Source organism: Pandoraea eparura, from assembly GCF_902459725.1.
Lineage (GTDB): Bacteria > Pseudomonadota > Gammaproteobacteria > Burkholderiales > Burkholderiaceae > Pandoraea > Pandoraea eparura.
Genome location: NZ_CABPSH010000004.1, coordinates 174211 through 195652, shown reverse-complemented (window position 1 = coordinate 195652; position 21442 = coordinate 174211). Strand labels below are relative to the sequence as shown.

General features: G+C 64.1%; 20 protein-coding genes. 12 read left to right on the top strand and 8 right to left on the bottom strand.

What is annotated here, in order from left to right; translation table 11 throughout:
• Window positions 1–50 precede the first annotated feature (50 nt).
• Window positions 51–1298: a M48 family metallopeptidase gene (locus PEP31012_RS11550; RefSeq protein ID WP_150589482.1), complete on the top strand. Its 1248-nt coding sequence runs from the start codon at window positions 51–53 to the stop codon at window positions 1296–1298.
• Complete coding sequence (gene rsgA, locus PEP31012_RS11545) at window positions 1295–2236, top strand: ribosome small subunit-dependent GTPase A (protein ID WP_150589481.1); 942 nt, start codon at window positions 1295–1297, stop codon at window positions 2234–2236. Before PEP31012_RS11550 ends, rsgA begins: the two co-directional genes overlap by 4 nt.
• Before the next feature lie 229 nt (window positions 2237–2465).
• Here the strand turns inward: rsgA and PEP31012_RS11540 are convergent, their stop codons facing one another.
• The 6 genes from PEP31012_RS11540 to rpsP all read right to left on the bottom strand — a co-directional run bounded on the left by PEP31012_RS11540 (window position 2466) and on the right by rpsP (window position 6814).
• Entirely contained in the window at window positions 2466–3404 is a 939-nt protein-coding gene (locus tag PEP31012_RS11540; RefSeq protein WP_150589480.1) for a CobD/CbiB family protein, read from the bottom strand.
• Between the two features lie 135 nt (window positions 3405–3539).
• A complete protein-coding gene (locus PEP31012_RS11535; protein WP_246171255.1) occupies window positions 3540–4226 on the bottom strand; it encodes a CoA pyrophosphatase in 687 nt (228 codons plus the stop codon).
• A gap of 235 nt (window positions 4227–4461) precedes the next feature.
• Window positions 4462–4848, bottom strand: coding sequence for a 50S ribosomal protein L19 (gene rplS / locus PEP31012_RS11530; protein ID WP_150589479.1), 387 nt, complete (start codon window positions 4846–4848; stop codon window positions 4462–4464).
• A gap of 103 nt (window positions 4849–4951) precedes the next feature.
• Entirely contained in the window at window positions 4952–5722 is a 771-nt protein-coding gene (gene trmD / locus PEP31012_RS11525) for a tRNA (guanosine(37)-N1)-methyltransferase TrmD (protein ID WP_150589478.1), read from the bottom strand.
• A gap of 60 nt (window positions 5723–5782) precedes the next feature.
• Window positions 5783–6433 carry a ribosome maturation factor RimM gene (gene rimM / locus PEP31012_RS11520; protein WP_246171254.1) on the bottom strand — a complete coding sequence of 217 codons (651 nt, stop codon included), beginning with the start codon at window positions 6431–6433 and terminating at the stop codon, window positions 5783–5785.
• 129 nt (window positions 6434–6562) lie between these two features.
• Complete coding sequence (rpsP, locus tag PEP31012_RS11515) at window positions 6563–6814, bottom strand: 30S ribosomal protein S16 (RefSeq protein ID WP_150589477.1); 252 nt, start codon at window positions 6812–6814, stop codon at window positions 6563–6565.
• Between the two features lie 329 nt (window positions 6815–7143).
• Between rpsP and PEP31012_RS11510 the strand changes: the two genes are divergently transcribed.
• The 5 genes from PEP31012_RS11510 to PEP31012_RS11490 all read left to right on the top strand — a co-directional run bounded on the left by PEP31012_RS11510 (window position 7144) and on the right by PEP31012_RS11490 (window position 11162).
• On the top strand, window positions 7144–7359 hold the full coding sequence (locus tag PEP31012_RS11510; RefSeq protein WP_150589476.1) for a hypothetical protein: 216 nt from the start codon (window positions 7144–7146) through the stop codon (window positions 7357–7359).
• Between the two features lie 177 nt (window positions 7360–7536).
• The gene (locus PEP31012_RS11505) at window positions 7537–8376 is read left to right on the top strand and encodes an META and DUF4377 domain-containing protein (protein WP_150589475.1); all 840 of its coding nucleotides are present in this window, start codon (window positions 7537–7539) and stop codon (window positions 8374–8376) included.
• 9 nt (window positions 8377–8385) lie between these two features.
• A complete protein-coding gene (locus PEP31012_RS11500; RefSeq protein WP_150589474.1) occupies window positions 8386–8835 on the top strand; it encodes a TM2 domain-containing protein in 450 nt (149 codons plus the stop codon).
• A gap of 9 nt (window positions 8836–8844) precedes the next feature.
• Entirely contained in the window at window positions 8845–9780 is a 936-nt protein-coding gene (locus PEP31012_RS11495) for a Rossmann-like and DUF2520 domain-containing protein (RefSeq protein WP_150589473.1), read from the top strand.
• Window positions 9781–9968: 188 nt separating this feature from the next.
• Entirely contained in the window at window positions 9969–11162 is a 1194-nt protein-coding gene (locus PEP31012_RS11490) for a PA0069 family radical SAM protein (protein WP_246171253.1), read from the top strand.
• Between the two features lie 67 nt (window positions 11163–11229).
• On the opposite strand, the gene PEP31012_RS11485 is transcribed toward PEP31012_RS11490, so the two are convergent.
• On the bottom strand, window positions 11230–11718 hold the full coding sequence (locus PEP31012_RS11485; protein WP_150589472.1) for an Lrp/AsnC ligand binding domain-containing protein: 489 nt from the start codon (window positions 11716–11718) through the stop codon (window positions 11230–11232).
• Window positions 11719–11822: 104 nt separating this feature from the next.
• Between PEP31012_RS11485 and PEP31012_RS11480 the strand changes: the two genes are divergently transcribed.
• Together PEP31012_RS11480 and ald are read left to right on the top strand one after the other, a co-directional pair.
• Window positions 11823–13109, top strand: a complete 1287-nt coding sequence (locus tag PEP31012_RS11480; protein WP_150589471.1) for a D-amino acid dehydrogenase — start codon at window positions 11823–11825, stop codon at window positions 13107–13109.
• 106 nt (window positions 13110–13215) lie between these two features.
• Window positions 13216–14349: an alanine dehydrogenase gene (ald, locus tag PEP31012_RS11475; RefSeq protein WP_150589470.1), complete on the top strand. Its 1134-nt coding sequence runs from the start codon at window positions 13216–13218 to the stop codon at window positions 14347–14349.
• Between the two features lie 79 nt (window positions 14350–14428).
• Here the strand turns inward: ald and PEP31012_RS24150 are convergent, their stop codons facing one another.
• On the bottom strand, window positions 14429–15442 hold the full coding sequence (locus PEP31012_RS24150) for an efflux RND transporter permease subunit (RefSeq protein WP_150589469.1): 1014 nt from the start codon (window positions 15440–15442) through the stop codon (window positions 14429–14431).
• A 451-nt stretch (window positions 15443–15893) separates the two neighbouring features.
• On the opposite strand from PEP31012_RS24150, the gene ubiG reads away from it, so the two are divergent.
• The 3 genes from ubiG (at window position 15894) to PEP31012_RS11455 (ending at window position 21439) form a co-directional block, all read left to right on the top strand.
• A complete protein-coding gene (ubiG, locus tag PEP31012_RS11465) occupies window positions 15894–16592 on the top strand; it encodes a bifunctional 2-polyprenyl-6-hydroxyphenol methylase/3-demethylubiquinol 3-O-methyltransferase UbiG (RefSeq protein WP_026132131.1) in 699 nt (232 codons plus the stop codon).
• Between the two features lies 1 nt (window position 16593).
• Entirely contained in the window at window positions 16594–17319 is a 726-nt protein-coding gene (locus tag PEP31012_RS11460; protein WP_150589468.1) for an HAD-IA family hydrolase, read from the top strand.
• Between the two features lie 112 nt (window positions 17320–17431).
• Window positions 17432–21439 (top strand): DUF748 domain-containing protein, encoded by a 4008-nt coding sequence (locus PEP31012_RS11455; RefSeq protein WP_150589467.1) that lies wholly within the window; start codon window positions 17432–17434, stop codon window positions 21437–21439.
• Window positions 21440–21442: the final 3 nt, after the last annotated feature.

Sequence of the window (21442 nt, the reverse complement as noted above, 5' to 3'; positions counted from 1 at the left end):
CGGTCGAAAGAACTTATAATTCTCGCATACTTCGGATTCTCCTCAAGCGCATGCTCACTTACCTCTTCGTGATCTTCCTGCTGGCGATGGTCTTGACCAAGCTCTGGCTGGCCGCCCGTCAGGTCCGCCATGTGGTCGCCCATCGGGCGGCCGTTCCCGAGCGATTCGCCGACACGATCACACTGACCGACCATCAGCGCGCGGCCGATTACACGATCGCCCGCACCCGTCTGGGCATGGCCGAGATCTTTGCCCAGGCGGTGCTGCTCGTCGCTTTCACGCTGTTGGGCGGGCTGAACCTGCTGCATATTGGCGTGACCGAGTGGCTCGGCGAAGGCTATCTGGGCCAGATCGCTTTGATCGCGGCCGTGCTGCTGATTTCCGGTCTCGTCGACCTGCCCTTCACTTACGTGCGGCAATTCGTGATCGAACAGCGTTTCGGCTTCAACCGCATGTCGCTCGGGCTGTTTATCGTCGATATGATCAAGGCCACCGCCATCGGCGTGGTGCTCGGACTGCCGCTGCTCTTCGTCGTGCTGTGGTTGATGGAGCGCGCGGGGCCGCTGTGGTGGCTGTACGCCTGGGTCGTCTGGGTCGGTTTCAATCTGTTCGTGCAGTTCATCTTCCCGCACGTCATCGCGCCGATGTTCAACAAATTCGAGCCGCTCGCGGATGCATCGCTGGCGCAGCGCATCGAGGGACTGATGCAGCGCTGCGGCTTTGCGGCGCGCGGCTTGTTCGTGATGGACGGCTCGAAGCGATCTGCCCACGGCAACGCCTATTTCAGCGGCTTCGGCCGCACCAAGCGCATCGTGTTCTTCGATACGCTTATCGAGCGGCTCTCGCCCGCTGAGATCGAAGCCGTACTGGCCCACGAACTGGGGCACTTCAAACGTCGCCACATCATGAAGCGTCTGGTCGTCGCCTTCGTGCTGTCGCTGGCCTTCCTTGCCCTGCTCGGGTGGCTGATCGGCCGCACGTGGTTCTACACCGACCTCGGCGTGATGCCGTCGTTGACCGGCAGCAACAACGCATTGGCGCTGGTGCTGTTCTTCCTGGTGCTGCCGGTATTCGGCTTCTTTGCCAGCCCGCTGGGCAGCCTGACGTCGCGCAAGCACGAGTTCGAGGCCGACGCCTTCGCCGCCAGTCAGACGCAAGCCAGCGATCTGGTCAACGCGCTCGTCAAGCTCTACCAGGACAACGCCTCGACGCTCACGCCCGATCCGGTCTACACCGCGTTCTACTATTCGCATCCGCCGGCCTCCCAGCGCATCGACCGTTTGCTGGGGCACGCATGAAGCGCAGCCTCAAGGGCAAGGCCGTGCCGGTCGAGACGACCGCTCAGGATCGGCGTCACGGCCGCGTCACGGCAGCACACGGTCGTCACTATGTCGTGGAAGCGGACGATGGCGAAACGGTGCTGTGCTTTCCGCGCGGCAAGAAAAGCGAAATCGCCGTCGGCGACGAAGTGTCCTGGGCGCGTACCGGCGATCAGGGGGTCATCGAAGAGATCCTGCCGCGCCGCAACCTGCTCTATCGCTCGGACCAGTTCAAGAGCAAGCTCTTCGCCGCCAACATCGACCAGTTGGTCATCATGTTAGGGACCGAGCCGTACTTCAGCGAGGATTTGCTGGGGCGGGCACTCGTCGCGTCGGAAGCCAACGCGCTGCGCCCGTTGATCGTGCTCAACAAGACCGATGTCACTGCGGCCTTACCCGCTGCACGCGAGCGTCTGGCGCCGTATCGCGCGTTGGGCTACGACGTGGTGGAGCTTTCCGTGCGTGCCGATCCGGAAGGGGCGAAGGCGCTGTTGTTGCCGCGTCTGGCCCATCAAGCCTCGTTGCTGCTCGGGCAGTCGGGCATGGGCAAATCCAGCCTGGTGAACCTGCTCGTCCCCGACGCCGACGCCGCCACGCGCGAAATCTCCACGGTGTTGAACTCGGGCAAGCACACGACGACCTTCACCCGCATCTTCCATTTGCCCGAAGGTGGACTGCTCATCGATTCGCCCGGGTTCCAGGAGTTTGGCCTGCATCACCTCAAGGAGGGGGCGCTGGAGCGCGCGTTCCCCGAATTCCGTCCGCGACTCAGCGGGTGCCGGTTCTACAATTGCCACCACCTGAAGGAACCGGGTTGCGCCATTCTTGAGGCCGTGGCCGAGGGAAGCATCTCGCAACAGCGCCATACGCTCTACGCCCAACTCGTTCACGAATCGGAGCAGCAGGTTCCCTACTGAGGCGCCAGTCGGAGCGAATCGGTCACGCAAAACGCCGCGTCTACAGCAATGCCGGCCGGTCGAGCCTGCGAGCATCGCGGCACCTGCCTAGCGATAATCGGCCATAGCAAGGATCTGCGAAACGCAGTAAAAAATGCCGCTTCGATCCTCTCATCGAAGCGGCATTTTTGTTTTCACCGAACGCTGTTGGCGCATCCGAGGCGCGTCACGGATGCACTCGCCTGAAGCATCAGCCCAACCACACGGCGAGGGTCAGCAGCAGCAACAGGAGCATCCACAGCAGGACCGCACGCCACACCAGACCCACAGCCGCCTGAAGCGTGCGAGGCGTGCATTCGCTGCCGACCGGCAGCACCGCGTCGTCGCCCTGACTCAGCGCATCGACGCTCGAGACTTCCGCCAGCGGCCCCGTCAATCGCGCGCCCAGCGCACCGCTGCCCGCGGCCAGCAAGATGCCTTCGTTCTCGTTCGGCCACTGCTTGGCATAGTGACGCCAGGCATAAATGGCGTCTTCGAAGTTGCCCACGATGGCGAAACCGATGGCCGTCAAACGTGCCGGCACCCAGTCGATCACATAGAACACCTTGCGCGCGAAGGCACCGAAGGCCGGGCTTCGATCGGGTGCGGGTTCCGTCCAGCGACGCGACAGATATTCGGCAAGACGGTACAACACCGCCCCTGCGGGACCCACCGGCATCAGGAACCAGAAGAACACCCCGAAAACGTGGCGGTGTGAGGCGACGACCGCATGCACGAGCGTGTGGCGCACAATTTCGTCCACCGGCATGTCGACCGTGTCGATACCGATCCATTGATGCAGGATGTCGCGCGCTTCGTTCACGTTATCGTTGTTCAGGGCAACGTGAATGTCCGTGAAGTAGTGGCTGAACTGCCGGAATCCCATCGTCAGGTAGACGATGAGCACGTTCCAGGCGAAGCCCAGAAAAATGTTGACCCGCATGAGCAGGTAATAGATGACGCCAACGGCCAGCACGAACGGCAGCACCACGACCAGCCATGCCAGCACGCCGTGACGCGGAAGTCCGGCATCGAAGGATTGCGAAGTATGGGTCGCGTGGGAGCGAATCAGGTTGTAGATCGGGTTTTGCGTGGAGAGGGCACGCACCTGCTCGAGGATCAGCGCGAGGAGTACCGAAAAGAATGTCATGCGTGCGTTCAGATCACCAGACGGAATGGTGTAACGATAGCACAGCTTCTCGCAAATGCCCGGCCCAGACGCCTGCACGACGCACTCACTTCACGCTTCGAGCAGACAATTTGCAAAAACGATAAAGCGCTCGCGTCAGGCCCGCAGCAATTGATAGAAATTACGCAGCATGCCGGCCGTTGCCCCCCAAATGAAATACTCGCCGCCCGCGGGCTTCGGATAGGGCATCGCGTAAAACCGGCGCTCGCCCACCGGATAGTGGAAGACACGGATCTGGTGATGCGCGGGGTTCATCAGGAAATCCAGCGGCACCTCGAATATCTCGTCGACTTCGCCGGCGTCGGCCATGAGATCGAATGGCGGCTTGACCAGGCCCACGACCGGCGCAACACGAAAGCCAGTGCCGGTGACGTAGTCGGGCAAGCGGCCAATCACTTCTACCGCGCCGGAATCGAGCCCGATTTCCTCGCGCGACTCACGCAAGGCGGTGGCGATCGGCGTCGGATCGTCGGGCTCGCGACTGCCGCCAGGAAAACTCACTTGTCCGGCGTGCGTGCTCAGATGCTGTGTTCGCTGGGTCAGCAACACAGTGGTGCCATACGCGCGCATCACCAACGGCACGAGCACGGCCGCCGCGCGCGGCGTGAATTGCGCAGGCGGCGCGAGTTCGATCGCCCCCGCCTCGGGCGTCCAGATCGGCGGACTGGCCAGTCGGTCTCGCAACGCTGCGGGCGTTAGTCGCTCTGCCGGCACTGCAGGCTCCCCCTCGCCCGTCGAGACGATGGGTAACGCTTCAGGATGCAGGATGAGAGGTGGCGCCACGGAGACCTTTGCTGAGTGGGGAACTTCGCTATTTTAGCGAGGAAGCTAAAAACGCGTACGCGCAAAGAAAATGCCAATCGCGTGGCAATTCTCGGCATTCCACAGGCGATGGCACGCCGCAGCATCCCGATCGATGAAAGACAGCACAACGAAAAAAGCACCCCGAAGGGTGCTTTTTTCCATACGGCTTTGGCTGCGCCCGGCCACGAGGTCGCCAGGCGTAGCGGCGTCCGATTTACTCGGCAGCAGCGGTCTTGCTCTTGAACGTGAGCTTTTCCTTGATACGTGCCGACTTGCCCGAACGCTCGCGCAGGTAGTACAGCTTGGCGCGACGCACGTCACCACGACGCTTGACTTCGATGCTGGCGATCAGCGGCGAGTACGTCTGGAACGTACGCTCAACGCCTTCACCCGACGAAATCTTGCGCACGATGAACGCCGAGTTCAGGCCACGGTTACGCTTGGCGATCACGACGCCTTCGTATGCCTGAACGCGCTTGCGCGTACCTTCCACCACGTTCACGTTGACGATCACGGTATCGCCCGGGGCGAATTCGGGAATCGTCTTGTTCGCGGTCAGACGCGCGATTTCTTCTTGCTCGATCTTGGCGATCAGATTCATTTACCACTCCTTGTGCCATCGTATCGGCGTTATATACCGGCATGCCGGCCCCGACAGAGGATGGGTGCTAACCGAATGTCGTCCCCATGACGACACCCGCCGCCTACTGGGCCGACGTATCGGCCCGCAGGCTTGCCAGCCACGCCTCATCGGCACGACTGAGCAATCCGTTGGCGCGTGCGCTCTCGATCAGATCGGGGCGCTTGCGCCAGGTATTGGTCAACGCCTCGCGGCGCCGCCACTTTTCAATCTCGGCGTGATGCCCGCCCAACAACACGTCAGGCACCCGCACCCCTTCGTATTCTTCAGGGCGCGTGTAGTGCGGACAATCCAGCAGTCCGTTGACGAAACTGTCCTGCTCGGCCGACTGTTCATCGTTCAGTGCGCCGGGTAGCAGCCGGATCAGCGAGTCCATCAATGCCATGGCGGGCAACTCCCCCCCGGACAGCACGAAATCGCCCACACTGACCTCTTCGTCCACCACGCGATCGATCAAACGCTGATCGATCGCTTCGTAGCGGCCGCAGAGCAGAATCAATCCCTGCGCCTGTTCACGCAGCTGCACCACACGGCGATGCGTCAGCGGCTTGCCTTGCGGCGACATCAACAACACGCGTCCGCGCGATACACCGGCTTGCGCCTGCGCAGCCTTCGCCGCGCCGATGGCGTCTTCGAGCGGCTTGGCAAGCATGACCATGCCCGGGCCGCCACCGTACGGTCGATCGTCGATCGTGCGGTAGTTGTTATGTGTGAAATCACGAGGATTCCAAAACCGCAGGCCGTAGCGCGACTGCTTGAGCGCCCGGCTGGTGACGCCCCAGTCGGTCAGTGCCCGAAACATCTCGGGAAAGAGCGTCACAACGTCAAACTGCATCAAACCGGTTCCGTCCAGAGGTGCCCGGACGCGACAACGGCCGGGCGATCAATCGATATCTCAGTAGTCGAGACCCCAGTCAACCACAATACGCCCCGCCTCGACATCGACGGTCTGCACATACTGGGCAACGAACGGGACCAGACGCTCAGCGGTCTTCGCCGGCTTATCGTCGACGGCAGGCACCTCGTATGCGACACGCAACACGGTGTGCACACCGTTGTCGAGCAACCCGACAACCTTGCCAAGCGATTCGTCCTGCAGATTCGTGACCTGGGCGCCAATGAGGTCGACCCAGTAAAACTCGTCTTCCCCCGCGCTCGGGAACGCACTGCGCGGCACCCAGACCTGAAGCCCCTTGAGCGCCTCGGCAGCCGACCGGTTTTCGCTGCCGCGCAACTGCGCAACGACGGTACCGGAATGCCCTCGACTGTGCAGCACATTGGCCTGGGTGTAGGCCGACTCACCGGGACGACGAAAATACCAGCGATCGGCAGACAAGAGCCCTTCGCCCTCGCCCGTGTGCGGCTGCACCTTGATCCAGCCGCGAATCCCATAGGCGTCGCCGATGTAACCCAGCTCGACGAGATCGTCGGGCACTTCGGTCACCGGAGCAAGCACCTGCTCGGCGCGCATGCCGGCGGCGCGGCGCGCCTCAGCACCGATTTTCAGCGGTACCCGCTCACGTGCGGGTCGAGCGGAACGAACCATGCCAATCCAACGTTGTGACGAACACACGGCGATGACCGCTTCCGATGGCTCGGGAGCAGGCACCGCCGTTCAATTCTCATGCCATCGGCAAACCGACGGCAATGCTGATAGCTCGACCAGCCGAAGCGCTTAGGCAGCAGCCTTGGCGCCTTGCTTGATCAGACGAGCCACGGTCGGCGACAGTTGTGCGCCAACGCCTTGCCAGTACGTCAGACGGTCTTGAGCAATACGCAGACCTTCCGTGCCTTCGACAGCGACCGGGTTGTAGAAGCCAATACGCTCGATGAAGCGGCCATCGCGGCGGTTACGCGAGTCGGTTGCAACGATGTTGTAAAACGGGCGCTTCTTCGCGCCGCCGCGAGCCAGGCGGATAACGACCATAATAAATCCTTGTGAATCCAGAAGTGTTCGGACAGAAAACGCGACATTATAGCGCAAAACCCCCGTCAAAACAAACACTTCCCCTGACACCGGCGACACCCCGCCAAGCCACGCCCGAATTGGGAGGCCGAGACCGCCATGTTGGCGACGGCAGACACTGGTCTACAATGCACCCATCCTTTGCGTGAAGCGACTCCGACATGCGACGATTTCCCGATGGGTGGCAACGCCTCATTCGGCCGCGATGGTCCGCGCACATCGCCGCGCGAGCCATCCGCTTCGTAACGCTTGCACGTCACGCCAGATGGTTTCTCAGTGGCGCACGGGCGTTGACCCCGTGGCTCACCGCCGCGCGCGGCGCCCCTCGCATTGAGCGTCTCGCGCTGCCGCTTGGCTTGCATGTCGAGGTTTTCTCCGATCGGGTGCCCGGCGCCCTCGGCGTGACGCTCGGCGCGAAAGGCACGCTCTTCGTCGGCAGCCGGGCACAAGGCGTCGTGTACGACACTACGCTCGAGCCGTCGCGCGTGACGTGCGCGATACCGTAGGCTTCGCCCCCGACTCGGACTTCTCACGGCAATGACGACGAGAGGAACTGCGCCGACCGCTCGCCGGTCAATTCTTCATGGACTCAGGGCTGCGCACGGCGTTCGCCGCCGCGCGTTGCAACACTTTCGCTGCGCGTGCCCTCCCGGTACGTTCGGCAACTACGCCAAGACAAGATCATGACCCAACGCCGACTCTCGTTCCTGCCCGCCTCGTTTGCAACTTATATGGCAACGCTGCTCGTGCCGGCGGCCTTGCTGGCCGGCTGCGCCGCGCCGTCGGGCGGCGGCGCAGGTCCGTCGTCGGCGTCGCCCGGCACGCCAGCGGCCACCACCGCCCCCGCCGACATTCTCGGCACCTGGCAACTGATGAAGTGGGAAGGTGTCAATGACCTGCCGAGCCTGCCGGAAGGGCGCGCCATCAACCTGACCTTCAACGACATGGGGGCGTTCGCCGGCACAGGGGGATGCAACCGGATCTTCGGTCAATACACGGTGGGCCCGGCCAAGGGCCAGGTCAGTCTTCAGGCGCCAGCCGCCACGCGCATGGCCTGCCCGGACTCGATGGCCTTCGAAGATCGCTACCTGAAGACGCTTCCCCGCGTTACGCGTTTCGAACGCCGCGACACACAGTTGGTCTTGCGCACCCCGAACGGTGAAACCCTGACCTACGCGTCGCAAACGCTGCTCGATCATCCTGTCGCTGGCACGGCAGGCTCCATGGGGACTACGGGCACCACCAGCGCCGCCAGGACGGAAGACCGTATCCTCGACGTCGATTCGCAAATGGCGGATTGCGTGGGCGTTGCGCAGCGAAAGTGCCTGCGCGTGCGCAATGCCGACGATTCCGGTAAAGCCCCGTGGGAACTCTGGTACGCCCACATCGATGGCTTCGCATGGAAGCCCGGCGTAGAATACCGCGTGAAAATCCACGGCGAACCCATCGCCAACCCGCCCGCCGACGCGTCGAACATGCGCTGGACGCTGGTCGAAGTCATTCGCGAAACGCCTGCCCGATAATCCCTCCCAATGAACGCCGTCGCCTATAAATCCAAGACCCTGACCGCAGGCCTGGCCATGCTGTTCGGCACGCTGGGCCTGCATCGTTTCTATCTGTATGGTCCGCGCGACCGCTTCGGATGGGCCCATATCGTTGGATCGGCCTGCGGCGTGGCAGGCTGGGGGCTGCTTGTCACGAGCGATTTGCAATCGCCCGCGGGATGGGGCCTCACGATTCTCGGCGGCATCTCGCTCTTCTCCGCATTCCTGGCAGCGATCGTCTACGGACTTCGCCCCGACGAACGCTGGGATGCCCAGTTCAACGCCGACACCCAGCGCAAGTCGCGCTCGGGGTGGATCGCCGTCATCATCGTGAGTTTGTCGCTGTTCGTCGGCGCGATGTTGTTGATGGTCGGTCTCGCCGTGGCGTTCCAGACCTATTTCGAAACGCACGACACGCCGAATCGCCTGTCGCAGTAACGCGCCAGCATGACGACACGCCCTCCCGCCACTCCCCGCCGGCCGACACTGGGCTTCATCGGTGCCGGCCGGGTCGCTCGCGCGCTCGCCGTCGCGGCGGCACGCTCGGGGTATGACGTGACTGCGATCGCAAGCCGGCGCCTCGACGTGGCGCAACGCGTCGCGTCGGCCCTGCCCACGTGCGAGGCCCTGCCGATCGAGCGCCCGGAGGACATGAACGCGGTGTTCTCCCGCGCAGACCTTGTCTTCCTGAGTGTTCCGGATGACGCTATTGCCGAGTGTGCCGCGCATTTGTCCCCGCGCGCGGGCCAGGCGCTGGTGCATTGCAGCGGTGCGTCCGAGGTTGCCCTGCTCGAGGCCGCCGCCCGGCAAGGAGCACAAATTGGCGGCTTCCATCCGTTGTTTCTGTTTGCCGGCCTCGAAGATGACGCGATACGCCTGTCGGGCAGCGCCATCACCATCGAAGCCGACGCGCCGCTGAGCGAGGCACTCCACGGTCTCGCCACCGCCATCGGTTGCCGTGCGCTGTCGATCCCGGCGGGCGAACGGATGCGCTATCACGCCGGCGCCAACTACGCCGCCAGTTTCCTGCTGTGCCTGCTCGACGAAGCCACCCAGCTCTGGCAAGCCATCGGCATGCCCGAAGCCGACGCCCAAGACGCCATGTGGCCGCTGGTCATGGGAACCCTCACCGCGGCCCGCGAGCGCGGGCTCGCCGGTGCACTCGCCGGCCCGGTGTCGCGGGGCGACGCAGGCATCGTCACCCGCCACACGGAAGCCCTTGCCTCGATGGGCGGCAATCACGCGACGCTGTATTCGCTCCTGACGCTTCGGGCGATTCACCTCGCCCGGCAACGCCCGAACGCCGACAGCGCCGCACTCGACGCCATCGCGCGCGCCATCGCTCCGTATTTGCCGCCAACCGCCCCAGAACGCGACGCCTAAGGCCATCCAGCGTTCCCACCCCGCGCCACCGCACGACGCTGCCCACCCGGGCGGATTGGCCGTGGCCGTCTGTCCGATCGTTGCCATGCTTGCCTCCTCGAATACTGTATAAAAACACAGTATAATGACAAGCATTCCTCGCGATCGCCCTGCCTTCGCGCCCCGGACTGCCATCAAGGAGACGAGCCATGGCTTCCTCATTCGCGCCGCCCCCGTCGCGCAAGGGACGAGGCGCCACCGCCAATCTCGAATCGCGCTTTTCCGAGCACCGCCGCGAAAGCGACGAGACGCGCCATGAATCGGACGCCGCCCAAGAATGCGAGGTCAAATTCGTCACGCAAGTCGCGCTGGAAAACGTACGGACGATCCTCTCGCGCAATCAATCGGCGGACATTCCCTTCGACCGCTCGCTCAACCCTTATCGGGGATGCGAGCATGGCTGCGCCTATTGTTTTGCGCGTCCCACACACGCCTATCTCGGGCTATCCCCGGGACTCGACTTCGAAACCCGCCTTTACGCGAAGCACAATGCCGCCGAGCGGCTCGAGGCCGAGTTGCGCAAGCGCGGCTATCAGCCCGCGCTGCTGGCGCTCGGCGCAAACACCGACCCGTATCAGCCCATCGAACGCGAATACCGCATCACGCGAAGCGTGCTCGAAGTGCTCGAGCGATTCGGCCATCCGGTCGGCATTACAACGAAATCCGCGCTGGTCACACGCGACATCGACATCCTGTCGCGAATGGCGCAGCGCGGCCTGGCCCGCGTATTCATCTCTGTGGGAACCCTCGATGCGGACATCGCCCGCAAGATGGAGCCGCGCGCCAACACACCCGCGCGTCGTATCGAAGCCATCCGCAAGCTGACGGCGGCGGGCATCCCCACCGGGGTGATCGTGGCGCCCATCGTGCCGGCGCTCACCGATTTCGACATCGAACGCGTGTTGACGACCGCAGCGCAAGCCGGCGCGACGTACGCGGGCTACGTGATGCTACGACTGCCGCGCGAAGTGCACGACATATTCGTCGCATGGCTCGAAGCGCATTATCCGTTGCGGGCACGCCACGTCATGAGCCTGATCGAGCAGGTGCGTGACGGCAAACACAACAGTTCCGAATTCGGCACCCGCATGCGCGGCACCGGTTTGCACGCGGAATTGATCCGTCAGCGCTTTCATCTGGCGGCGCGCAAATTGGGACTCAATCAGGCGAGACCGCCCTTGCGTAACGATCAATTCAACGTTCCGGCGCCTGCCACTGCTGCCGGTGCGGCTGCCGGCGCCAGCGGACAACAAAACGTCGCACAGCGGTTGTCGACCGGGACCACCGGGCAACGCCCCGGCGACGCGGCATGCGCCGCCGACCCGCAGTTGCCGCTCTTTTAAGACGACATTCGCCACCCTAACGCCATTTGCGTTCTCTTGCGCGCGTTGACGCCTTCTGGCGCCCCGCTCATTCCTCGACGTGGATGGTGAGCGTCTCCTTGATCTCCTCCATCACGACGTAGCTCTTGGACTGCACCGCCCCCGGCAATTGCAGCAGGATGTCGCCGAGCAACTTCCGGTATTCGGACATCTCCCGAATACGCGCCTTGATCAGGTAATCGAAATCGCCCGAGATGAGATGGCACTCCATCACCTCCGGAATTCGCAGCACTTCCCGCCGGAACTGATCGAACATGTTGCCGGACTTGTGATCGAGTGTGATCTCGACGAATACCAGCAATGCGGCGCCAAGCGCGGCCGGATTCACCCGGGCGAAGTAGCCCATGATCACGCCGTCGCGCTCCATGCGCTTCACGCGTTCGATGCATGGCGTAATCGACAGGCCCACCTGCTCCGCGAGGTCTTTCATGGACATCCGCCCGTCCTGCTGAAGCAGCGCGAGGATGCGCCGGTCGAGCCGATCCAGCGTTCGGATCGATTGCTGCTGAACTCTCATGATTTATTCCTGAATTCTGACTATATACATTAACTAAACCTACTAATCAGATAATAGTATGCCAATTATTACTGGATAAACATGGTTTTACAGGAGTCAACGCAATGAAGGTCATCGTTCTCGGTAGCGGCGTCATTGGCGTCACCAGCGCCTATTACCTGGCGAAGGCCGGGCACGACGTCACGGTGCTCGATCGCCAGGCCGGTCCGGCACTCGAGACCAGCTTCGGCAACGCCGGCCAGATTTCACCGGGCTACGCCTCGCCGTGGGCAGCGCCGGGCATTCCAACGAAGGCCATCAAGTGGTTGTTCCAGAAGCACGCCCCGCTGGCCATCCGTCCGGACGGCACGCTCACACAGCTCAAGTGGCTCTACCAGATGCTGCGCAATTGCACGCCCGAGCGTTATGCGGTCAATAAAGAACGCATGGTGCGCATCGCCGAGTACAGCCGCGATTGTTTCCGTGCGTTGCGGGCCGAGACTGGCATTCCTTATGAAGGCCGTCAGGCGGGCACGCTGCAACTGTTCCGTACCGACGAGCAACTGGCGAATGCTGCGCGCGACATGGCGGTGCTCGAAGAGGCCGGTGTGCCGTTCGAGCTGCTCGACAGCCAGGCACTCGCCAGCGCGGAACCCGCATTGGCTGCCGTCTCGCACAAGCTCACCGGCGGTCTGCGCCTGCCGAACGACGAAACCGGCGACTGCCAGTTGTTCACGACGCGTCTGGCAGCAATGGCCGAAGCCCTTGGCGTGAAATTCCGCTACGACATGCCGATCGACGGACTGAACGTCGCCGGCGACAAGATCGACGGCGTAGTCTGCGCGGGCACGGTGCAACGCGCCGACGCGTACGTGGTCGCGCTCGGCTCGTACACCACGCCGTTCCTGCGCGGCATCGTCGACATTCCGGTGTATCCGCTCAAGGGCTATTCGATTACGGTTCCCATCGTCGACGCGTCGCGCGCGCCGGTGTCGACGGTGCTCGACGAGACCTACAAGATTGCCGTCACTCGTTTCGACGACCGCATTCGCGTCGGCGGCATGGCCGAAGTCGTCGGCTACGACAAGACGCTCAACCCGGCACGCCGCGCCACACTGGAAATGGTCGTGAACGACCTGTATCCGGGCGCCGGCAACACGGCCGAGGCCTCGTTCTGGACGGGGCTGCGCCCGATGACCCCCGACGGCACGCCGATCGTCGGCGCCACCGCGCTGCGCAATCTGTTCCTGAACACGGGACACGGCACGCTGGGCTGGACGATGTCGTGCGGATCAGGCCAGCTGCTGGCCGACCTGATGTCCGGGCGGCGGCCGGCAATTCTGGCCGACGATCTGTCAGTGGCGCGCTACAGCGGCGCGCCCGATGCGCAGGCCCAACCGGCCTTCGCCTGACCCTCCAAACGGCACCTTCGGGTGCCGTTTTGATTGGCGCTGCCGCAACGTTGCCATGCGCTGCTCGTCACTTTTTGCTGTCACATCATAAAAAAGGAGACGCATCATGAAAATCGGTGTACCGAAGGAGATCAAGAACCACGAATACCGCGTCGGCATGACGCCCGCCGCAGTGCGCGAAGTCGTCGCGCGAGGGCACGAAGTGTGGATCGAAACCCAGGCCGGGTGTGGCATTGGCATGGACGATACGGTCTACGCCGCCGCCGGTGCGCGCATCGCTGCCACCGCGGTCGATGTGTTCGAGCGCGCCGAACTGATTGTCAAGGTCAAGGAGCCGCAGGCCGTCGAACGCGCCCGGCTTCAGCCTCATCACACGCTCTTTACGTATCTTCATCTCGCGCCCGATCCCGACCAGACCCGAGACCTCATCAAGAGCGGCGCCACGTGCATTGCGTATGAGACGGTGACGTCCGCGAATGGTGGGCTGCCGTTGCTCGCGCCCATGTCCGAGGTAGCCGGACGCATGTCGATCCAGGCCGGGGCCACCGCGCTCGAAAAGACGCATGGTGGACTGGGACTGCTGCTCTCCGGTGTGCCGGGGGTGGAAGCGGGCAAGGTCGTGATCCTGGGGGGTGGCGTCGTTGGTACCAATGCCGCGACCGTGGCCGTCGGCATCGGCGCGCAGGTGACGGTCATCGACAAATCGGTCGACGCGCTGCGCCGCATCAGCGCGCAGTTTGGTGGCCGCGTCCAGACGGTCTATTCCACGCAACACGCGATTGAAACGCACCTGCGCGACGCCGATCTCGTCATCGGTGGCGTTCTGATCCCGGGGGCCGCTGCGCCGAAACTCATCACCCGCGCGATGCTCGGCCTCATGCGCAAGGGGGCGGTCATCGTCGACGTCGCGATCGATCAGGGCGGTTGTTGCGAGACGTCACACGCGACGACGCATGCCGATCCGGTGTACGTCGTTGAGGGGGTCGTGCATTATTGCGTTGCCAATATGCCGGGCGGGGTGCCGCGCACCTCGACGTTCGCGCTCAACAACGTGACGCTGCCGTTCATTCTGCAATTGGCCGATCACGGCCCAGTCGCCGCCATGCGCGCGGATCCGCACCTGCTGGCGGGACTCAATGTCGCGCGCGGTAGGGTAACCAACCGTGGCGTGGCCGACGCGCTGGGTCTCGTGTATCACGATCCGCATGGCGTCCTGGCAGACTTGCCGGCCGCCGCATAGGCATAGCGACGTTGGCGCTTTGATGCTTTGATGCTTTGGCGTGAGGCCCGGAATCTTCACCCCTGGCCTCACGCCACGTTCAGTCCTGCGATCCCGCTTGCCCTGCCGCACGACGGGCTTTGCGCTCACGGAACCAGAGACTTGCCCGGTCGAGATAGAGATAGATGACGGGGGTCGTAAACAACGTAAGCGCCTGCGACAGCAACAACCCGCCGACCATCGCGTACCCGAGCGGCCGCCGCAACTCCGAGCCCGCGCCCTTGCCGAGCATCAACGGCAACCCCGCGAGCGGCGCGCACATCCTCGTCATCATGATCGGACGGAACCGCAGCAGACACGCCTGATAGATCGACTCCTGCGGCGAAAGCCCATGATCGCGCTCGGCCGTGGCAATGACGTTCGCCCCCGGTTGCTTGGTCACCGCGAGAAACACCGAGCGACCGCTCTTGAGCGACTCGCTCTGCGGCATGGCGGCCCCACGAAACGCCCAGCCCGCAAACCGCGCATTCTCCGGCCCGGCCACCGCTTGCCCCAGATCGCGGACCCGGATGGGCGCCCCACTGCGATAGGCAACAATCACGTCGTTCCAGTGCACGGGGTCGAGCAGTTGGCCATTGTCGTAGACCGTCACGCTTTGGCGCGGTCCGTCGAAACTGCCCTTCGGGGCATTGACGGTGGCGCCGGCCAGCGCGCCGCGCACCGTCTCCAAATCGAGCCCCAGCGCTGCGACTTTGTCCGGGTCGAGCTGGATACGGATGGCCGGCTTCTGAACGCCCCCAATATTCACTAACCCAACGCCCTCGATCTGCCCGTCGACCCGCGCACGTACGGTGACCGACGTCGTCGCCTGCACGGTGCCGATGCCTGTCGCGTAGCGCGGCAGATCGGCCGCCGTGACGACGGTTGAGACGACGGCGACAGAAGGAAGGGGCGGGGCGGGCGGCGGGGCGCGATGCGCGGCCCAGCGCCAGAGCAGCAGCGCGACAATGACCAGCGCGGCCAGCGCGAGCCAGCGCCAGGGGCGCGGCGGCCCCGGGCGGGGCGAGTGGACGGGCGTGGCGCCAGCGTTGTCTTGCGCCGAGGGGTGCGTCATGGCGTTTCCCTGAGGAATCCGATCCAGAACGGCCGAGGGGTTGTCGCGGTGGCGATGGCCGCCCCATGCCGTCTACCCCGGCGACAAACACGAAGTCGTCCCCGTCACGCGGCGGGACGTGCCCCGAGTGTGTCGCATCTGCGCAGCGCTCGCAGTCGGCGGTTTCCCTGCCCGAACAAGGCATTGCCATGTCCGTGACAGCGGACTGCCACGTTTGCGCCATGCGCACGTCAGAGATCGTTGACACCATGTCCAAACCGGCGTTTTACCGCCGGATGCCTCGCAATGCGTCGGCCGCGGGACCGCGCCACGCCTCGCGCTTTGGACATGGGCACACTCCCTTCGTTATACTTGCTTCATCTCGACGGCGCCCGCCGGTCAAGCCCGGTCCCCAGGCACGCGCTGGCGCGCGGCATTCTGCCTGCCCCCAGCCGTCCATGTCCATGAGCAAGTGATGAACGCCGACCCGCAAGAACTCAATAAATTCAGTGAATTGGCCCACCGTTGGTGGGATCCGCACAGCGAATTCAAGCCGCTGCACGAGATCAACCCGTTGCGCCTCGACTGGATCGAGCAACATGTGCCGCTCCAGGGCAAGCGTGTGCTGGACATTGGTTGCGGCGGCGGCATCCTCTCCGAGTCGATGGCTCGCCAGGGCGCGCACGTCAAGGGGATCGACCTGTCGAAAAAGGCGCTCGGCGTGGCCGATCTGCATAGTCTCGAAGCCGGGCTGTCCATCGACTACGAGGAGATTTCCGCCGAGGCGCTCGCCGCGCGCGATGCGGGAACGTACGACGTGGTGACCTGCATGGAGATGCTGGAACATGTGCCGTCGCCGGCATCCGTGGTGGCGGCCTGCGCAACGCTCGTCAAACCGGGCGGTCACGTGTTCTTTTCGACGCTCAACCGCAATCCGAAGGCCTGGCTGCTGGCCGTGGTCGGCGCCGAATACGTGCTGCGCATGCTGCCGCGCGGCACCCACGATTACGCCAAGTTCATCCGTCCCTCGGAACTGGCGTCGTTCGCCCGCGCCAGCGGCCTGACGGTGCGCGATCTTCGCGGCATGACGTACAACCCGTTGAGCAAGCGTTATGCGATCAACCGCGACACCGACGTCAACTACATGATCGCGTGCACCCGCGATGCCTGATATGTTCGAGCCCCTCGCGCGTGACCTCGCCACGCCCTTCGGCACTGCGTCGCAACTACTGCACGGCAACGTTCGTGCCGTCCTGTTCGATCTGGACGGCACGCTGGCCGACACGGCGCTCGACCTTGTCGCCGCCGTCAACAAGGTAAGGACCGACCGCGGCCTGCCGCCGGGGCCCTATGAGACGCTGCGCCTGCAGGCGTCGCACGGCGCTCGCGGGTTGATCGGCAGCGCCTTCGGCGTCGCCCCCGAGGATGCCGCGTTCCCTGCCCTGCGCGACGCGTTCCTCGCCAATTACGAAGCCGCCTTGTGCGTACAGAGTCGTCTGTTCGAAGGAATTCCCGCGCTGCTCGATGCCTTGGCCGCGCGTGGCATGCCGTGGGGCATCGTGACCAACAAGGCCACCCGCCTGACGCATCCGCTCGTAAAGTTGCTCGGACTCGCCGACGGTGCCGCGTGCGTGGTGTCGGGTGACACGACCCCGCACAGCAAGCCGCACCCCGCGCCGCTGCTGTATGCCGCCGAGTGCATCGGCATCGCCCCCGGACATATCGTGTACGTCGGCGACGACCTGCGCGACATTCAGGCCGGCAAGGCAGCAGGCATGGCGACGGTCGCCGCGGCCTATGGTTATTGCGGCGACTCGCTGGCCCCTGCCGAGTGGCAGGCGGACGCCGTCGTCGAACGCGCGGGAGCGATCGCCCCGCTGGTGATGTCGCCGGCCTGAACGGCCGGGTCATTGCCCTGCCGGGATCGAGCCACCGTGGCCGCTCCCGGGTCTGTCCCGCCGCGCACCAGTGGCGCGGCGTGTGCTTCACTGGCGACTTACGGGAGACCGCATGGCCGAGCAAGCGAACGATCGCAAACCGCCCTCAGAATCGCCGGCATCGTCCGCAGACGGCACTCGTCTGCAACAAGGTCTCGTTCGCGCCCGTGCGCTCGGACGTGACCCCGACGTGCGCCGTCGTGCGCGCAAGACCAGCCTGTGGACCGCCTGCGTGATCGCCGTATTCGGCGTCTTCGGCTATTTCACCGTCCCGGCCGTGGTCAAGCATTACGCCATCGAAAAGCTCTCGGCCTATTTGGAACGACCGGTGAGCGTGGGCGACGTCAGCTTCAACCCGTACACGCTGCGCCTGGACCTGCATCAGGTTCACATCGGCGACAAGACGCCGGGGCAGCCGTTCGTGGACGTGGGCATGCTGCGCGTGAACGCCTCGTGGAGCTCGCTGTTCCGCTTTGCGCCGGTCGTCGACGAGCTTTACGTCGACACGCCGGTGGTCAACATCGTGCGCACGGCGCCGCAACGCTTCAATTTCTCGGACATCATCGATCGCGCCACGTCGGGGCCGCCATCGCCCGAGCCATCGAAGCCCGCACGATTTGCACTGAATAACGTTCAGATCAAGAACGGTACGGTGCGTTTCGACGACGCCGTGCAGAACGAAAAGCACGTCATCGACCATTTGCAGGTCGGTGTGCCGTTTATCGCGAATTTGCCGGCCGACACCGACATCTTCGTACAGCCGCTGCTGCAGGCGTCCGTCGACGGCTCGCCGGTGCGTCTTTCGGGCCAGACCAAGCCGTTCGCCGATTCGCTGGAATCGACGGTCGACATCAAGCTCGACCGGTTCGATCTGACCAAGTACCTCGGCTATTCGCCGGTCACGGTGCCGGCGCAGATCAAGAGCGGTGCCATCAGTACCGATCTGAAGCTGCACTTCACCCGCGACAAGGACGGCGATCATGTGCGGCTCACGGGCACGGCGGGATTGTCCGATGCCGTGGTCAACGAGCCGGACGGCTCGCCGCTTGTCGCGGTCAAGCAGGTCGACATGACGTTGGGCAAGGTCGAACCGCTGGGCAACGTCTATCACATCGATAGCGTACGGATCGACGGTCTCGACCCGCACATCACGCTGGAGAAAGACGGCTCGATCAACGTCGCAAAGGCGCTGCTGCCGCAGCGCCAGGTCATCAAGGCGGTGGGCAAGGCCGTCGATCAGGCGGCGGCGTCGCCGCAAGCGAGTGAAGCGGCCAAGGCGGCACCGAAGGTTCCGGCCGAGCAGACGGCGCGCCCCGCGTCGCCGGCGTCGGCGGCCGAAGCGGCCCAGGCGAAGGCATTGGCCGCCGCGCAACCCGCGCCACTCGACCTGTTGGTCGGCGACGTCTCGCTCGTCAACAGCAAGGTGCTTTTGACCGACGAGCGCGGCGCCAAACCGGCGAGCCTCGCGCTGGAAAACATCCAGATCGGCGTAAAACAGTTCTCAACGCTCGGCAAGGACCCGGCGACGTATGACGCATCGCTGAACATCCAGAGCGGCGGTTCGCTCAAGGCGCACGGTCAGTTCAGCCTGCCCGCATACAACGCAAGCGGCGAACTCGAGGCCCAGTCAATTGCGCTCGCCGCCCTGCTGCCCTTCGCCCAACGCGCGCTCGCGGGCGACCTGAAGAGCGGGACGCTCGGCGCCCAGGCCAAGTTCAGTGCGGCATTTGCGCCGGACAAGCAGCCCAACGTTCAGATTGCACCGGCCACGGCCACGCTCGAGAAGATCGAGTGGCTCACGGGCCACAAGGGCGACGCGCCGGTCAAGCTGGCCAAGGCGGAGGCCAAACTCTCGCACTTCGATCTCGGGGCACGGCAAGCCGTGGTCGACGAGGTCACCGTCAGCGGGCTGCAGGTGTCGGCACGCCGCGACAAGGACGGCAAGATCAACTTGCTTGCCCTGACCGGCGACGGCCAGCCGAAAGCGGCTGCCAGCCAAGGCAAAGGCGCCAAGGCACGCGTCGGCACAGAGCGTGGCCGACGCACGTCGGCCACGTCCGCCAAGTCTGCATCATCGAGCGCGCAGGCGAGCGCCAGTGGCTGGCAATGGCGTGTCGGCAAGGTGGCGCTGGAAAACGCGAGCATCGGTTTTGAAGATCGAGACGTCAAAGGCCGTCCGATCAACGCGACCTTCGCGCCGCTCAACGTCAAGGTGCAGGGGGCGTCTCAGGACATGAGCAAGCCGTTGCAGTTGGACATCAGCGGCACACTCAACAAGAAGGGATCGCTCAACGCCACGGGCCACGTCACGCCGCAGCCGCTGGCGGCCGATCTCCAGATCAAGACGCAGCAGCTCGATCTGGCCGCGTTCGACTCATACATCAGCGACCAACTGAACGCGAGCATCGCGAGCGCACTGCTCTCCAGCAACGGCCGGGCCACGTTCGCGATGAAGGGCGACACCCCGCAGGCAAGCTATCGCGGCGACGCCACGCTGGGCAACGTACGTCTGCTCGACAAGGTGACGACAGACGACTTCATGCGCTGGAGCGCGTTGGCGGTACAGCAGATCAATCTGGCGGTGGGAAGCGGCAAGCCGAACATCCAGTTGGGCAGCATTGCGCTGTCGCGCTTCTACGCGCGCCTGATCATCAACGCGAATGGGCGCTTGAATCTGGCGGATGTGGTCGGCAACAAGGAGACGGCACCGCGTTCACTGACACGAGCCAATGAAGGCGTGCCGCTCGGGGGATCGACCGCCAAGCCACCGCTCGATGCGGCGGCATCCGCCGTGGAGGCCGGTCAGCCGACGCCCGCCGAGAAGCCGGTGCAGACGCCTGGCGAGACGACGGCGCAGCGCGGCCCGGGCTACGGCGCCGGCAAGGCGCTGCCTGCGGACGTGCGCATCGGGCGCATCACGCTGCAGGGCGGCAACGTCAACTTTACGGACAACTTCGTCAAGCCGAACTACACGGCCAACCTGACGGATATCGGCGGGCACATTGGCGCATTTGGTACGGCGACGACCGAGCCGGCCGATGTGGCGCTGCAAGGCAAGGTCAATCGCAATGCGCCGATCGGCATCAACGGCAAGATCAATCCGCTCGCGCCGATGGCGTTCGTGGATCTGAGTGCCAAGGCCGACGGTATCGAGCTGACCAATCTCACGCCCTACTCGACGAAGTACGCGGGCTATCCCATTGAAAAGGGCAAGCTCACGGTTGACGTGCACTATCTGCTCGATCAGGCGAAGTTGACGGCGAACAATCACATCTTCATCGACCAGTTGACGTTCGGTGATCATGTGGACAGTCCGACGGCCACCAATCTTCCGGTGCGTCTGGCGGTGTCGTTGCTGAAGAATTCGCGCGGCGAGATCGATGTGAACATCCCGATTTCCGGCTCGCTCGACGATCCGCAGTTCAGCCTTGGCGGGGTCATTTTCCGGGCGTTCGTGAATCTGATCGTCAAGGCGGTGACAGCGCCGTTCAGTTTGCTGGCGTCGGCATTTGGCGGCGGCGACCAGGAGCTGGGCTACGTGGAATTCGCGCCGGGCAGCGCGCGTCTGACGCCTGAGAGCGAGAAGCGGCTGGAGACGCTGGTGAAGGCGCTGACGGATCGCACGGCGTTGAAGCTCGATATCGAGGGCCGGGTCGATCCGACGAAGGATACCGACGGTCTGCGCAAGGTGGCGGTGGAGCGCGCGATCAAGGCACAGAAGGTCAAGGCGATGGTCGGCAAGGGCGAGAGCATCGACGTGGACAGTGTGAAGGTGAGTCCGGAGGAGCGCAGCAAGTACTTGACGGCCGCTTACAAGGCGGCCGACTTTGCCAAGCCGCGCAACATGATCGGGTTTGCGAAATCGCTGCCGGATGACGAGATGGAAAAGCTCATGGAGACGAACGTCAAGGTGGGCGAGGACGATCTGCGGGCGCTGGCGGATCGGCGGGCACAGCGCGTGCGGTCCTGGCTGGACGGCAAGATCGCGTCGGATCGGCTGTTCGTGGTGGCGCCGAAGCTGAGCGCGGACGGCATCAAGGACAAGGGGGCGACGACGCGGGTGGACTTTGAACTTAAGTAGGCC

Coding starts and splice junctions, on each gene's coding strand:
- PEP31012_RS11550 (WP_150589482.1), top strand. CDS start 51: ATGCTCACTTACCTCTTCGTGATCTTCCTGCTGGCGATGGTCTTGACC.
- rsgA (WP_150589481.1), top strand. CDS start 1,295: ATGAAGCGCAGCCTCAAGGGCAAGGCCGTGCCGGTCGAGACGACCGCT.
- PEP31012_RS11540 (WP_150589480.1), bottom strand. CDS start 3,404: ATGACATTCTTTTCGGTACTCCTCGCGCTGATCCTCGAGCAGGTGCGT.
- rplS (WP_150589479.1), bottom strand. CDS start 4,848: ATGAATCTGATCGCCAAGATCGAGCAAGAAGAAATCGCGCGTCTGACC.
- trmD (WP_150589478.1), bottom strand. CDS start 5,722: ATGCAGTTTGACGTTGTGACGCTCTTTCCCGAGATGTTTCGGGCACTG.
- rimM (WP_246171254.1), bottom strand. CDS start 6,433: ATGGTTCGTTCCGCTCGACCCGCACGTGAGCGGGTACCGCTGAAAATC.
- rpsP (WP_150589477.1), bottom strand. CDS start 6,814: ATGGTCGTTATCCGCCTGGCTCGCGGCGGCGCGAAGAAGCGCCCGTTT.
- PEP31012_RS11505 (WP_150589475.1), top strand. CDS start 7,537: ATGACCCAACGCCGACTCTCGTTCCTGCCCGCCTCGTTTGCAACTTAT.
- PEP31012_RS11500 (WP_150589474.1), top strand. CDS start 8,386: ATGAACGCCGTCGCCTATAAATCCAAGACCCTGACCGCAGGCCTGGCC.
- PEP31012_RS11495 (WP_150589473.1), top strand. CDS start 8,845: ATGACGACACGCCCTCCCGCCACTCCCCGCCGGCCGACACTGGGCTTC.
- PEP31012_RS11490 (WP_246171253.1), top strand. CDS start 9,969: ATGGCTTCCTCATTCGCGCCGCCCCCGTCGCGCAAGGGACGAGGCGCC.
- PEP31012_RS11485 (WP_150589472.1), bottom strand. CDS start 11,718: ATGAGAGTTCAGCAGCAATCGATCCGAACGCTGGATCGGCTCGACCGG.
- PEP31012_RS11480 (WP_150589471.1), top strand. CDS start 11,823: ATGAAGGTCATCGTTCTCGGTAGCGGCGTCATTGGCGTCACCAGCGCC.
- ald (WP_150589470.1), top strand. CDS start 13,216: ATGAAAATCGGTGTACCGAAGGAGATCAAGAACCACGAATACCGCGTC.
- PEP31012_RS24150 (WP_150589469.1), bottom strand. CDS start 15,442: ATGACGCACCCCTCGGCGCAAGACAACGCTGGCGCCACGCCCGTCCAC.
- PEP31012_RS11460 (WP_150589468.1), top strand. CDS start 16,594: ATGTTCGAGCCCCTCGCGCGTGACCTCGCCACGCCCTTCGGCACTGCG.
- PEP31012_RS11455 (WP_150589467.1), top strand. CDS start 17,432: ATGGCCGAGCAAGCGAACGATCGCAAACCGCCCTCAGAATCGCCGGCA.